The organism is Nonomuraea sp. NPDC049695 (genome assembly GCF_040674955.1).
In the GTDB taxonomy this organism is placed as follows: Bacteria; Actinomycetota; Actinomycetes; order Streptosporangiales; family Streptosporangiaceae; genus Nonomuraea; species Nonomuraea helvata.
The window spans coordinates 128,857-141,909 of the sequence record NZ_JBFANV010000012.1 but is presented as its reverse complement, the minus strand read 5'-3'; the positions used below and the strand labels follow the sequence as shown (position 1 = coordinate 141,909).

Annotated in this window: 12 protein-coding genes; 6 read left to right on the top strand and 6 right to left on the bottom strand. The window is 70.3% G+C overall.

Annotation, left to right across the window (positions count from 1 at the left end):
- Window positions 1–30 precede the first annotated feature (30 nt).
- Window positions 31–639, top strand: a complete 609-nt coding sequence (locus AB0J64_RS13995; RefSeq protein ID WP_364025674.1) for a response regulator transcription factor — start codon at window positions 31–33, stop codon at window positions 637–639.
- Here the strand turns inward: AB0J64_RS13995 and AB0J64_RS13990 are convergent.
- Together AB0J64_RS13990 and AB0J64_RS13985 are read right to left on the bottom strand one after the other, a co-directional pair.
- Window positions 636–2,615 (bottom strand): histidine kinase, encoded by a 1,980-nt coding sequence (locus tag AB0J64_RS13990; RefSeq protein ID WP_364025671.1) that lies wholly within the window; start codon window positions 2,613–2,615, stop codon window positions 636–638. The genes AB0J64_RS13995 and AB0J64_RS13990 overlap by 4 nt on opposite strands.
- An 80-nt stretch (window positions 2,616–2,695) precedes the next feature.
- Window positions 2,696–3,685 carry a hypothetical protein gene (locus tag AB0J64_RS13985; RefSeq protein ID WP_364025668.1) on the bottom strand — a complete coding sequence of 330 codons (990 nt, stop codon included), beginning with the start codon at window positions 3,683–3,685 and terminating at the stop codon, window positions 2,696–2,698.
- A 194-nt stretch (window positions 3,686–3,879) separates the two neighbouring features.
- On the opposite strand from AB0J64_RS13985, the gene AB0J64_RS13980 reads away from it, so the two are divergent.
- The gene (locus tag AB0J64_RS13980; RefSeq protein WP_364025665.1) at window positions 3,880–5,148 is read left to right on the top strand and encodes an SGNH/GDSL hydrolase family protein; all 1,269 of its coding nucleotides are present in this window, start codon (window positions 3,880–3,882) and stop codon (window positions 5,146–5,148) included.
- A gap of 97 nt (window positions 5,149–5,245) precedes the next feature.
- Complete coding sequence (locus AB0J64_RS13975; protein ID WP_364025662.1) at window positions 5,246–6,331, top strand: peptidase; 1,086 nt, start codon at window positions 5,246–5,248, stop codon at window positions 6,329–6,331.
- 16 nt (window positions 6,332–6,347) lie between these two features.
- Here AB0J64_RS13975 and AB0J64_RS13970 read toward each other — a convergent pair whose 3' ends face one another.
- Window positions 6,348–7,526: an alpha/beta hydrolase gene (locus tag AB0J64_RS13970; RefSeq protein WP_364025659.1), complete on the bottom strand. Its 1,179-nt coding sequence runs from the start codon at window positions 7,524–7,526 to the stop codon at window positions 6,348–6,350.
- Between the two features lie 140 nt (window positions 7,527–7,666).
- On the opposite strand from AB0J64_RS13970, the gene AB0J64_RS13965 reads away from it, so the two are divergent.
- Together AB0J64_RS13965 and AB0J64_RS13960 are read left to right on the top strand one after the other, a co-directional pair.
- On the top strand, window positions 7,667–8,890 hold the full coding sequence (locus tag AB0J64_RS13965) for a cytochrome P450 (RefSeq protein WP_364025656.1): 1,224 nt from the start codon (window positions 7,667–7,669) through the stop codon (window positions 8,888–8,890).
- Between the two features lie 60 nt (window positions 8,891–8,950).
- Window positions 8,951–9,625 (top strand): helix-turn-helix domain-containing protein, encoded by a 675-nt coding sequence (locus AB0J64_RS13960; protein WP_364025653.1) that lies wholly within the window; start codon window positions 8,951–8,953, stop codon window positions 9,623–9,625.
- A 16-nt stretch (window positions 9,626–9,641) separates the two neighbouring features.
- Here the strand turns inward: AB0J64_RS13960 and AB0J64_RS13955 are convergent, their stop codons facing one another.
- Window positions 9,642–10,409, bottom strand: coding sequence for a lytic polysaccharide monooxygenase (locus AB0J64_RS13955; RefSeq protein ID WP_364025650.1), 768 nt, complete (start codon window positions 10,407–10,409; stop codon window positions 9,642–9,644).
- 178 nt (window positions 10,410–10,587) lie between these two features.
- On the opposite strand from AB0J64_RS13955, the gene AB0J64_RS13950 reads away from it, so the two are divergent.
- Window positions 10,588–11,406 carry an SAM-dependent methyltransferase gene (locus AB0J64_RS13950; protein ID WP_364025647.1) on the top strand — a complete coding sequence of 273 codons (819 nt, stop codon included), beginning with the start codon at window positions 10,588–10,590 and terminating at the stop codon, window positions 11,404–11,406.
- A gap of 3 nt (window positions 11,407–11,409) precedes the next feature.
- Here the strand turns inward: AB0J64_RS13950 and AB0J64_RS13945 are convergent, their stop codons facing one another.
- Window positions 11,410–12,315 carry a helix-turn-helix transcriptional regulator gene (locus tag AB0J64_RS13945; RefSeq protein ID WP_364025644.1) on the bottom strand — a complete coding sequence of 302 codons (906 nt, stop codon included), beginning with the start codon at window positions 12,313–12,315 and terminating at the stop codon, window positions 11,410–11,412.
- A gap of 113 nt (window positions 12,316–12,428) precedes the next feature.
- Entirely contained in the window at window positions 12,429–13,028 is a 600-nt protein-coding gene (locus tag AB0J64_RS13940; protein WP_364025641.1) for a TetR family transcriptional regulator C-terminal domain-containing protein, read from the bottom strand.
- Between the last annotated feature and the right edge of the window lie 25 nt (window positions 13,029–13,053).

Sequence of the window (13,053 nt, the reverse complement as noted above, 5' to 3'; positions counted from 1 at the left end):
ACCTCATCATGATCCGGACATAATGGTCAGGTGATTCGTATGCTCCTGGCCGAGGACCAGCACGTCATCAGGGAAGCCCTCGTGACCCTGCTCAGCCTCGAACCCGACATCGAGGTCGTCGAGGCGGTCGAGTCCGGGGACGCGGCGGTCTCCGCCGCCCTGGTCCACCGGCCGGACGTGGCCGTCCTGGACATCGACATGCCCGGCGAGATCGACGGCCTCGGGGCCGCCGGCGAGCTGCGCTCCAAGCTGCCGGGCTGCCGCACGCTCATGCTCACCGGCCACGGGAAGCCGGGCCACCTGCGCCGCGCGCTCGCCTCCCAGGTGGACGGCTTCCTCCTGAAGACCGCCTCGCCGGAGGAGCTGAGCGCCGCGATCAGAAAGGTGGCCAGGGGCGAGCGCGTCCTCGATCCCTCGCTCGCCATCACCGCGTGGAACCTGGCCGACAACCCGCTCACCCCGCGCGAGGCCGACGTCCTGCGGCTGGTCGCTGCTGGTGCCGAGGCCACCGAGATCGCCGGTCAGCTCTTCCTGAGCGCGGGGACCGTCCGCAACTACATCACCGCGATCGTCACCAAGCTCAACGCCCGCAACCGCACGGACGCCGTACGGATCGCCACCGAGGCCGGCTGGATCTAGACGGGCACCCAGGACCGCGTGGGCACCGTGGCGGTCAGCTCGAACCAGCCGTGTTCGCGGACGATGGCCAGTTGCCCGTCGAGTGCCGCGAGCCGGGTCGTGAGGTTACCGATCCCGGCCGAGCCGTGGCGTCCCTGCGAGGAGCGCACGCCGTCGTTGCGCACGCTCAGCCGGACGGCACCGTCCCGTACGGACGTCGTGATCGTGCACCGGCCGGCCGAGCTGTGCCGGAGCACGTTGGTGACGGCCTCCCTGAGCACGATGCCGAGCGCGGTGTCCACCGCTCTGCCGAGCCGGTCGTGGCCCAGGTCGAGTACGGCCTCGATGCCCGCGGCGGCCAGCACCGAGCGTGCCGACTCCGCCTCCGCGGTCAGCGACAGCTCCCCGTGCTCGCCCGACACCGTCCGCAGGTCCGCCCTCGCCCGCTCGGTCATCGCCAGCACGTCGTCGAGCTCCTTCCTGGCCCGCTCGGGGTCGAGCCGGCGGGCGAGCTCGCACTTGAGCAGGATGGCCGCCAAGGTGTGGCCGAGGAGGTCGTGCAGGTCGCGGGCGGCACGCAGGCGCTCCTCGAGCACGGCCGCGCGGGCCAGGCCGTCCCTCGACTCGCGCAGCTCTCTGGCCAGCTGGGCCAGCCTGAGCAGCCCGTACACCGCCAGGCCGGTCACCAGGGTGCTGATCGCGTAGTTCACGGTCAGCGGGACCGGCAGGCCCAGCAGCACGGCGGCGGTCGCGACGACCGCCACGACGGCCGCCACCAGCGGCAGCGCCACCGCCCATGAGAAGGCCAGCAGGACCGGCCCTGCCAGGAACCCCGCCACACCCAGCCAGGCCTGTCCGAAGAGCGGAATCGGGGCGAACGTCAGCACCGCCATGATCGACAGCGCCACCGGGTGCCGCCCCTCGACCGATCGCAGCTGCATGACGACGATGACGGCCAGCAGGCCCGCCGGCCACAGCGAGCCGGCCAGCAGGAGCGCCTTGACCGAGAACCCCACCAGCACCGCTGCCAGCAGCGCCATCGACAGGGCGCTGTCGCGAGCCGGCCGGCCGGGCGGGCGCGTGGTGGGCAGCGTGGCGTCCACGGTCATCGAGGCGTCACCGGCGAGCTCGACGGTGAGCGTGCCGCCTGCCGCCTCGACCTGGGCCGGCAGGTCGCCGAGGCTCTCGTCGCCGGCCGTGCGCGCGCCGTCGTTGGAGACGCGCAGCCGTACCGTGTCGCCCTCGGTGAGGGTCTCGATGAGGCAGGTGGTGGCCGTGCGCCGCCGGACGATCTCTGTCACGGCCTCCCTGAGCACCGCCGCCAGGAGCGCGCCCGCCGGGCCGAGCGGCTCGGTGTGCCCCATGCGCACGTCCACGGTGACGCCCGCGGCGGTCAGCATCGCCTTGGCGGTGGTCATCTCGGGGGCCAGCGACATGGCCCGGTAGCTCGCCGCCGCCGCCCTGGCCTCGGCCAGAGCCTGGCGCGCCGTCTCCACGTCGGGAATGCCCGTACGCGCTCCGCCGGCGATCGCGGACAGTGCCCTGCCCAGGCCCGTGCTCAGCTCGGCGGCGATGCGCAACCGCTCTTCGGCCGCCGCCGCCACGGCCAGTGACAGCCTGGCCGCGTTCACCTCTTCGATCCGGTCGATCATCCGGGTCAGACCGTAGACGACCAGGGAGATCAGGATCATGCTGATCACGGGGTCGGCGGGGCCGAGGAGGGCGGCACTGGCCACCACCGCCAGGGCGAGCGGCCACAGCGAGGTGAGCAGCAGCGACCCGCCGACGAAGCCGAGGATGCCGACGGAGGAGCCGTGGAGCAGCACGGAGGCGTACGCCAGTGCGGCCTGCAGGGCGACCAGCCACCACGATCGCCGCCGGACGAAGGCGACCTGCACCCCGAACACGGCCAGTGCCAGGGGCGAGCCGGCCACCACGTAGATACTCGCGAAGGCCGCGAACGCCACGACCACGATCAGCTCTGCCTGCCTGCGCACCCGTGCAGCCTAGGAGACCTCTCGCCGCCGCCCGGACGCGGGGACCGGCTCACCGCCGGTGGACGGGAGGTCTCCGAGCCTCACCGCCCGGCGAGCGTCGCGGCCGGACGGACGGGCACATCCGGTAGCTCGGCACGCCGGGGCGCGGAGACGGCCAGGATCACGACCGTGGCGACGGACACCAGTGCGACGAGACCCGCGGCGGCCCCCAGCGTGAGCGCGTCGGGGTGGACGAGGGCCTGGCCGCGTTGCGCCTGCCACAGCACCAGCGCGGTAAGCCCCGCGTACCCGAACGCCGCGGTGATCACCAGCGCCGTACGGGTGGCGCCGCCCGCGAGGACGGCGAAACGGCGGGAGAGCAGGCGCAGGCCGATCGCGACCAGCGGGAGCACCTGCAGGGCGTGCAGGCCGACGAAGTGCGCCACCCGCAGGTCGCCCGAGCCGGTCTCCCAGCCGGTGACCGGCATGCCGGGGCCGCCGTCGGGTCCGCCGACGCTGTGCGCGCCGACCGTCGCCAGGCTCAGCCCTCTGGCCAGTTGCTGCGCCTGGTCCGGGGTGGGGGCGGTCATCAGGTAGCCGATGGACATGCCGGCGAGCGAGATGGCCAGCCCGAGCGGGATCGCCCACGCCATCGCCCGGTCCACCCGGCGCTGCGCCACCAGGAGCACGCCCATCGCGAAGGTCAGCAGCCAGCCGAGGTAGGCGGCGCCACCCATGATCATGAATACCGTCGTGTCCAGCTCGGTGGAGAGGTTGAAGTGGCTGGGGACGCCGCGGACCGCTTGGAAGGTGATGGCCGTGATCTCCGGCGTGACGAACAGGGCCACGGTGACCGTGCCCAGCCACCACAGCGTCCGCCGCCACCGCCCGGCTTGTGCGATCATCCAGGCCAGCGTGGTGGCGTACAGGCCGAAGGAGACCGCGAACTTGAACGGCTTGAGCCACACTCCCTGGTCGAGCACCGTTCGCTCGTCCACGACGAGCCCCACCACGCTGACAGCGGCCAGCACCGCCATCGCCACCGCACAACAGCTCAGCGGGCCGTGCCACTTCCTGAGCAGGACACCCATGACGACTCCTTCAGATCGACTGGGTACAACCCTGCTGGCCTGCGAACTCGCCCACCAGAGACACGATCATGAGCCGGGCATGACCTCATCACGAACCGGGCATCCCAGGACACCATTGACCTCAGGGGCCACCTGTCATACGTTCGCTACCGAAATATTCGACATCTGCCCGAAACATTTCGGGAGGCCGGTCTATGGGTAGGGCACTGAAATTGGCCATCGTCGCGGTTCTGGGACTCGCCATGGGCACGGCGGGAGCGGCTGACGGGTCCTCCGAGCCCAGCGGGCACTGGGTCACCACGTGGACGGCGATGCCGCAGCTCACCGAGCCCGGCAACATGCCGCCCGCGCCGTACACGCAGGAGAACCTGGTCCTGGCCGACAGCACGGTGCGGCAGACCCTGCGGGTGTCGGTCGGCGGGCAGCGGATGCGGCTGCGCTTCTCCAACGCGTTCGGTGGCGCGCCGTTACCCATCACGCGCGTCACCGTGGCGCTCCCCAGCGACGGCAAGGCCGGGGTGAGCGCGATCCAGCCGCAGACCCTCCAGCCGGTGACCTTCTACGGGCGCCCCTCGACGGTCGTGTCCGTCGGCGCGCAGGTCGTGTCCGACCCGCTCGACCTGGCGCTGCCCGCGGGCACGGTCCTGAGCGTGACCGCGTACCTCGCCGACGGGCAGGCGTCCACCGCCATCACGTCGCACCCGGGCTCCCGCACCACGTCCTACCTGGCGAAGGGCAACCAGGCCGAGGCCGCGGACCTGACCGGCGCCACCCCCGTCGACCACTGGTACTTCCTCAGCGGCATCGAGGTCTGGTCCAAGCCGGCCACCGCCACGCTCGCCCTGCTCGGCGACTCGCTGACCGACGGCCGGGGCTCCACCACCAACCAGAACAACCGCTGGCCCGACCAGCTCTTCGACCGGCTGCGGACCGATCGGCGCACCGCGGGCGTCGCCATCGCCAACCAGGCGGCCGGGGGCAACCGGGTGCTGAACGACGGCCTCGGCCCCAGCGCCCTGGCCCGGCTCGACCGGGACGTGCTCGCGCAGAGCGGCGTCAACTGGCTGATCGTCTTCGAGGGCGTCAACGACCTCGGCACCGCGGCGGACACCCAGGACGCCCAGAAGAAGGTCGCCGACGAGCTGATCGCCGCCTACGACCAGATCATCGTGCGCGCGCACGCACAGGACATCCGGGTGTACGGCGCCACGCTCACCCCCTTCGGCGGCAGCTTCTACGACGACGCCCAAGGTCACCGCGAGGCGGCCCGGCAGGCGGTCAACGAGTGGATCCGCACCAGCGGCCGGTTCGACGCCGTGATCGACTTCGACCGGGCCACCCGCGACCCCGCCGACCCGCGCCGCCTGGTCGCGGCCTTCGACGTGGGCGACCACCTCCACCTGAGCCACACCGGCTACAAGGCGCTGGCCGACGCGGTCCCCGCCCGGCTGCTGCACCGGTAAGGGCGACCTGAGTTATATCCATTTGCTTATGCCTTGAGGCGGATGGATGTCCGCGTACGTACCTCCATGCGGCAGATTCCGGTTTCGGGAGGTACGAATGCACCGCAGAGTCGTCCTGCTCTCCGCCGTCGCGATCACCGTGGCGGGCGCCCTGGCCCCTGTGGGAACCGCGCAGGCCAGCACCACGAACGGCCTCGATCCCAGGCCGGCCGGGTGGTCCGCCGCGGACTCCTGGTCGGAGGCCAGGAGCGTCCAGCAGTACTGGACGCCGCAGCGCATGCTGGCGGCGCAGCCGCTGGACACGCCCAGGCCGCGACGCACCCGCTCGGGCGGGCCGACCGAGGGCGACCCGTGGGCCACCCGCGGCGTCTCCGACACCACCACCCGGCGCACCCCTTGGACCACCCGCGGGGCCGCCTCGACCGTCCAGGGCTCCCCGTGGTCGGTCCGCGGCACCGCGGCCGTCGACGCCCAACAGGTGGCCGCGGTGCCCAACAGCCCGGGCCTGCGCTGGACCGACGGCGGCGCCGTCGTGCGCACCACCGGACGCGTCTTCTTCACCACCGCTGACGGCAACAACGCGTCCTGCTCCGGCTCGGCCGTGACCAGCGCCAACGAGAGCGTCGTGATGACCGCGGGGCACTGCGTGAAGCTGGACGGCGCCTCGCACCGGAACTGGGTGTTCGTCCCCGGGTTCGACAACGGCCGGCGCCCGTTCGGCACGTGGGTGGCCACCAGACTGCTGACCACTCAGCAGTGGAACGCCAGCGAGGACATCAACTTCGACGTCGCCGCCGCCGTGGTGGCGCCGCTGCAGGGCCGGACGCTGACCGACGTCGTGGGCGGGCAGGGCGTGGCGTTCAACCAGCCCAGGGGGCGGCAGATGTTCTCCTTCGGCTACCCGGCGGCGGCGCCGTTCGACGGTTCCCGGTTGATCTACTGCAGCGGGCGCACGTTCAACGACACCGTCATGACCACGGACCAGGGGCTGCGCTGCAACATGACCGGCGGAGCGAGCGGCGGGCCCTGGTTCCAGAACTTCAACGAGTCCACCGGGTTCGGCATGCTCAACTCCGTCAACAGCTTCAAGTACAACTTCGCCCCCGATTTCATGTTCGGCCCGTTCTTCGGCAACGAGGCGATGGCCGTCTACCAGGCGGCACAGCGCGCCAACACACTCTGAGCGCCGGCGTGTAAGGCTAAGCGCAGGTCTTCTTCTCCGGAGCGCAGAACTTGACCTCCGGATAGCGGGCCGACGGCTCGTCCAGCAGGGGTTGCGCCTTCTTACGCAGGTGCAGGTCGAAGAAAGTGCGCACGTACTGGCGAGTGATTTCCATGGAGCGGGCCCCGGGCAGGTCCGCTCCTGAGTCGACGCCGAGCTGATCGGTCAGCAGACCGTAGTCGGTGAAGGAGACGTGCACCGCCCCGGTCATGAGGAGCCAGCGCTTCCAGCCGGTCATGTGCTTCCAGTCACGCTCCCACGAGGCGGCCTCGGCCCCGGTTCCCGGGGTGTACGTGGACGGCTTGCCCAGGAACATGAACGGCCGTGCCAGCCCGCCGGCCGGGATCGGGACGTCTGTGGTGCCGTCCATGTCGACCCCGGCGCGTACCCGGGAGTCCGCGAGCATGGTGGTGATGGCGCTCGCGCCGCCGACCGACTGGCCGGCCATCGCGATCTTGGAGGGGTCGATCAGGCGAGCGCCCTTCCACTTCGGGTGCGACCCGGTCAGCTCGTCGAGCACGAAGGAGACGTCGGCCGCACGGCCCTTCTCCAGCTTCTCCCACCACGCCGGGGTCTTGTCGATCTCGCACACGACGCACGTGGTGACCCGTCCGTCGGGGAAGGTTGTGGCGACGCTCTCGTACGTGTGGTCGATCCCGGCCACCACGTACCCCCGGCTCGCCAGCTCCTCGGCCAGCCCGGTGAGCTCGCTCCTGGGCTTGCCGAAGCCGGGCGAGAGCACGACAAGGGGCAGGCCGTGCGTGCGGCCCGCCGGCTTGGCATCGGTGTAGGCGTTGGTGCGGGTCTTGCTCAGCGCGTCGGAGGGCACGCTGGTGATCCCGCTGTCCTTCAGGAGGAGCTCCGACTCCTTCGCCGTCATGTACGGCGCCCGGTCACGGCCCGGCGCCTTGGCCGGGTACCAGAGGGAGACCATGAGCTCCCTGGCTTTGGCCGTGGGGACCCAGAGGTCAGGGCGGGAGGTGTCCGTGAGATGCAGGGATGTGGTGCCGACCGGATGAGCACCGGTCGGCCGCGGGAGAGACGGTGTGGCGGACGCGGACGCGGACGCCGCGGGCGCGGAGAGGAGGCCGGCGGTCGCCGTCACGGCGAGCAGTCCCACGGCGAGCGGGCGGACGGCCTTGGAGAGAGCGATCATGTCGAGGGACTATACCCCGAGTATATACATGCGAGGGATAAGAACCCTGTGCTCACCTGGCGGGCTTTCGCGACGATTGTCTTATTAAGGCGGTCGCCTTATATTCGGAAGCGTCGGGCCTTTCGAGCTGAAGGACGAAGATGACTGCTGACGCGATCCCGGAGTTCCCGTTCGACCGTCCCACGGCCTTGGAGCCGCCGCCGAAGCTCGCGGAGCTGCGGGAGAAATGCCCCGTGTCGCACGTACGGCTGCCGAGCGGTGACGTGGCCACCCTGGTGACGCGGTACGACGACGCCCGCGCGGTGCTGGCCGACCCGCGCTTCAGCCGCAACCTCGCCAGGGAGGGTGCCGCCCGGCTGGCCACCACAGAGGACGGCGGCCTGTTCAACCGGCGCAGGGACGAGACCATGGACATCAGCGAGGGGCAGGGCCACATGCGGTGGCGGCGCCTGCTCAGCCGCTGGTTCACCGCACGGAAGATGGAGGTGTGGCGGCCCAGGGTCCAGGCGATGGCCGACGACCTGCTGGACACCATGCTGGCCAAGGGCTCCCCTGGCAACCTGTCGACCGGGCTGGGGCTGCCGCTTCCCGTGCGGGTCATCTGCGCGCTGGTCGGCGCGCCGCCCGAGGACCAGGACAAGTTCGCGCGCTGGTCCACCACCATGCTCACGCTCACGCGCAACACCCAGGAGGAGGTCGACCAGGCCTACCAGGAGTTCACCGCGTACGTGTCGGACCTGATCGACCACAACCGGGAGAACCCCGGCGACGACCTGCTCAGCGAGCTGACCCAGATCACCGACGCCGAGGACGGCCGGCTCAGCAAGCCCGAGCTGATCAGCACTGTCAGGGGGCTGCTGCTGGCCGGCCACGAGACGACCTCGAACATGATCGCGATCATGATGGCGATGCTGCTCGCCGACCGGCAGCGTTTCGAGGCCGTGGTCGACGACCCCGACCTGGTCCCGGGCACCGTCGAGGAGGTGCTGCGCCTGGACAGCACGCTGTCGACCATCGGCGGGGTGCCCAGGTACCTCACCGAGGAGATCACGCTCAGCGACGTCGATGTGCCCGCCGGCGCCACGCTGATCCCCAGCATCGCCGCCGCCAACCGTGACCCGGGCAAGTTCGCCGATCCGGACCGGTTCGACGCGCGCCGGCAGAACAGCAACCAGCACCTGACCTTCGGCGCTGGGCCGCACTACTGCCTCGGGCAGCCGCTGGCCAGGGTCGAACTCCAGGTCGTCCTCGACACGCTGGCGCGCAGGCTGCCAGGCCTGCGGCTGCGCGACGCTCCCGAGGACCTGCGGATGCGTACCGGCGGGATGACCGGAGGTCTCCAGGACGTATGGGTCACGTGGTGACAGGGTAAGGGGCGATAATCGTCGGGGGACGGTGCAGAAAGAAGAGATCAAGGATCAGCCATGCAAGTCAGTACGGCGGTCGCCACGCCGTCTCCCCGATCGACGCGCGCCCGGGACAAGCTGATGCACACCGCCGAACGGCTCTACGCCGAGCACGGGTTCGCGAACGTCTCCATCAGGATGATCAGCGAGGCGGCCGGCCAGCGCAACAAGTCCGCCGTCCAATATCACTTCAGCACCCGTGACGAGCTGATCCAGGCGATCCTGGCCCGCCACGCGGCCGCCATCGACGAGCACCGGATCCCGATGGTGGCCGCGCTGGAGGCGTCGGGCGAGGTGTCGCTCCGAAGGTGGATCACCTGCATCCTCACGCCGCACATCGAGCATCACATCGAGCTGGGCACGCCGTCCTGGTACGGGCGCTTCCTCGCCCAGGCCGTCGTCGAGCCCTCCCTGCGCGAGCATGCCGTCCAGGCGAGCATGCGCACCCCCTCGTTCCAACGCCTGGAGAGGCTCTGGCCCCCGCGGCAGGACCGTGACCCCGACCTGTCCGCCCAGTACCGGGCCATGATCCGCCTGCTCGTCGTGCACATGTGCGCCGAGCTCGAAGGCGACCTGGCCATCGGGCTGGTCGCCCCGGCCGACGCCGAGCAGTCGTGGCGCCGGCTGGGCGAGCACCTGATCACGGCGGTATGCGGGCTCAGCACCGCCCTGCTGGAGATCTCAGAGCCGTGATCTCGCAGCCGTGGCCCTAACGACGTGGCCGGACCATGAGGACGACCATGGCCCCGGCTCCGATCGCGAGCAGGGCCGCCACCGTGACCAGCCAGGGGATGCCGGTGTAGCCGGTGGTCTTGTAGGCCACCGGCCGGGGCTGGGCCTGGACCGCCGTCGCGGCACGGAAGATCACGTCCGAGCAGGAGTAATAGGTGTCCGGAGTGTCGGAGTTCTGCCAGATCGCGTAGATCAGGTGGCGACCGGTCCTGCCGGAGGGCAGGCGGCCCTTGATGACATAGGCGCCGTCGGTCAGCTTCGGGTCGGTGGCCTGGAGGAACGGCTTGCTCCCCAGGTCGGACCACTTCAGCGGCCTGGCCGGATCGTAGCCGTTCTTCGTGACGTACAGCCGGAAGCTCCCGCGGTGCGGGATGGTGCCGCGATACCTGAAGGTGAAGCGGGCTCCCGCCGTCAGCGTCGTGGCCGGCCAGTCGGCGCGGGCGAGGTCGAGCCCCTTGAACTCGGGGATGCCGCCGCTGCACAGCTTGCCGTCCGGGATCACCTCGCGGTCCTTGCCCGCGACGTTCGCCACCCGCAGGTTGTCCCAGTCGGCGGGCATGGCCCTGCCGCTCGCCGCCACGGCCGCGCGGCAGGCGGCCGGTTGTGTCTTGAGCGGGCTGTCGGCGCCGCAGGCCGCCGCCCGGCTGAGCGGTTTCTGCAGCGCGCCGTGCGCACCCGCCGGTGCGCCGACCAGCGCCAGCGACAGCAGCAGCCCGACGCTCACACTCGTGATCCGGCGCCGCATGTGGCCGACCTCCCCGTCTCGTCCTACAGCGAGGTACGGCCCTCAGGCAGCGCGGGTTCAGCGGATTTATCACTGAGCCCCAATGACACCGCCGAGCGCGCCTGATACAAAGGCAAAAGCCTCACAAGATGCATAGATTCGTAGATACGACATATCAACATAAGAGGTGAAGCTCTTCGTGACGGATGACTCACCCCTGGACCCCGCGCTCCTTTCCAGGATCGACACCAGCAAGCCGCATCAGGCCAGGGTGTGGAACTACTGGCTGGGCGGCAAGGACAACTACCCCGTCGACCGGCAGCTCGCGGAGAAACTCCGGGACGTCTATCCGGGGATGGAAGACATCGCCCGTCATACCCGTGTCTTCCTGGGGCGAGCCGTCCGGCATCTCGCCGGAAAGGCCGGCATCCGGCAGTTCCTGGACATCGGCACGGGCCTGCCGACCGTGGACCACACCCATGAGGTGGCCCAGCGGGTGGACCCGACGAGCCGGGTCGTCTACGTCGACAACGACCCGCTGGTGCTGGTGCACGCGCGCGCCCTGCTCGCCAGCGATCCGCGAGGGGCGTGCGACTACATCGAGGCCGACGTGCGCGAGCCGGACAGCATCTTGGAGTTCGCGTCCAAGACGCTGGACTTCAGCCGGCCGACCGCGCTCATGCTCCTGGGCGTGATGGGCACGATCTTCGACGACGACGAGGCGTACGCGCTGGTGCGGCACCTGATGGACGCGCTGCCCTCGGGCAGCTACCTGGTGTTCGAGGACGGCACGAACACCGTCAAGCCCGAAGCCGCGGCGGAGGCCGAGCGGCTGCGCGACAAGGGCGAGGTGTACGAGTACCGGCTCCGCACCCCCGCCGAGATCGCCCGCTTCTTCGACGGGCTGGAGCTCGTGGATCCCGGCATCGTGTCGGTCTCCCGCTGGCAGCTGGAGTCCGATGTGTTCGGGCTGCCCCCGGAGGTCGACGCGTTCTGCGGTGTGGGCCGCAAACCGTGACGGTCAGAGCGAATCGATGATCTTACGCAGGATGGCCGGGGTGTCGGGCGCGGGCGCAGCCTGCACGCCGAGCTCGTCCATCAGCGTCTGGTACGGCAGCACCTCGGACTCCTTGCCGAGGTACTGCGCGCCGGCCAGTTGCTCGAGGTAGACCACGTCGCGCAGCCCGGCCTGAGCGAAACGCAGGACGGTGACGGGCCCGACGCCGCCGACGGCCCAGCCTTCGGTGAACGGGACCACCTGCACCGTGATGTTGGGCTGCGCGGCCATCCGGTCGAGGTGCTCGAGCTGGGCCCGCATGATCTCCGGGCTGCCGACGCGGTGGTGCAGCGCCGCCTCGTCCAGCACCACCCAGAGCTTGCGTGACATGGGCGGAGCGAGGATCCGCTGGCGGCGCATGCGCACCTCGACGCGGCGCTCGATCCGCTCCGCGGAGTCGCCCTTGTTGCCCAGGGTGAAGATCGTGCGGGCGTACTCCTCGGTCTGCAGCAGGCCGGGCACGAACTGCACCTCGTACGTGCGGATCAGCGCGGCGTCCTGCTCGAGCCCGAGGTAGTCCTCGAACCAGTCGGGGACCACGTCGCGGTAGTCGTGCCACCAGGTGGGCTCGTTGGCCTGCTTGGCCAGGGCGAGCACGGCCTCTCGCTCTTTCTCGTCGGCCACGCCGTACAGGGTGAGCAGGTCGGCGACGTCACGCATCTTGAAGCTCGTGCGCCCGCCCTCCATGCGGCTGATCTTGGAGTGGGATCCCCGGATGGCGTATCCGGCGTCCTCGCGCGAGATCCCGCTGATCTCCCGGAATCGACGCAGCTGCGCCCCGACCAGGATGCGCAGCGCGGTCGGCCCGGACCGGGCGGCATCCTTACCGGGTGTTTCGGCCAGGTCACCCTTATCGTGAGCAGTCGCCATCCGAGCTCCTCAATCGGCAAACTCGCCACAGTCCGGCCCGCTCCATCTTGCCACGCCACCCGCGGCGCATCGGATATTTCCCGGTGGTGAGATACGCGCCACCACCGAAGCCCTCAGGATGGGTGGCCGGGGGCGGTCGTGAGGATCAGGGCGATCTCTTCGTGCAGCGCCTCGACCGCTCTCGGCCGGAGGTGCTGCTGAACGATGGTGCCCAGCAGCCAGGACACCAGCGCATGGGCGGCCCTGTCGGGGTCTTCCGGTGCGAGCTCGGCCACGAGGTCGAGCAGGAGGGTGTGGACCTCGCCCAGCATGCGGTCGGCCACGTCAAGGGAGTCGCGGCGCCCCGCGTTGATCCAGTACTCGAACCAGAGGAACGCGGCGTGCGGCTTGTCGGCGAACGTGGTGAGATAGGCGTCCACCACGCGCAGCAGCCGCTCGTACGGATCCGTCGTCTCCCCCGCCACCCGCCGAAGGTCGTCGAGCATGGTGTCGACGTGCGCGAACACGGCGCGATCGACGATCTCGTTGATGTCGTTGAAGTAGTAGTGGATGGCGCTCTTGGTGAGCGGGCTGGCATCGGCGACCGCGCGCGCCGTGCAGGCCGCCACGCCCTCACGGGCGAGCACGTCCTTGGCCGCCTCGATGATCTGCTCCTGCTTGGCCCGCCGGTTGCCGTCGGTGTGCTTCGCCCTGCTCGCTGAGGATGCCGCCACGGCGGCCAGCGTACCCCACGTCTTG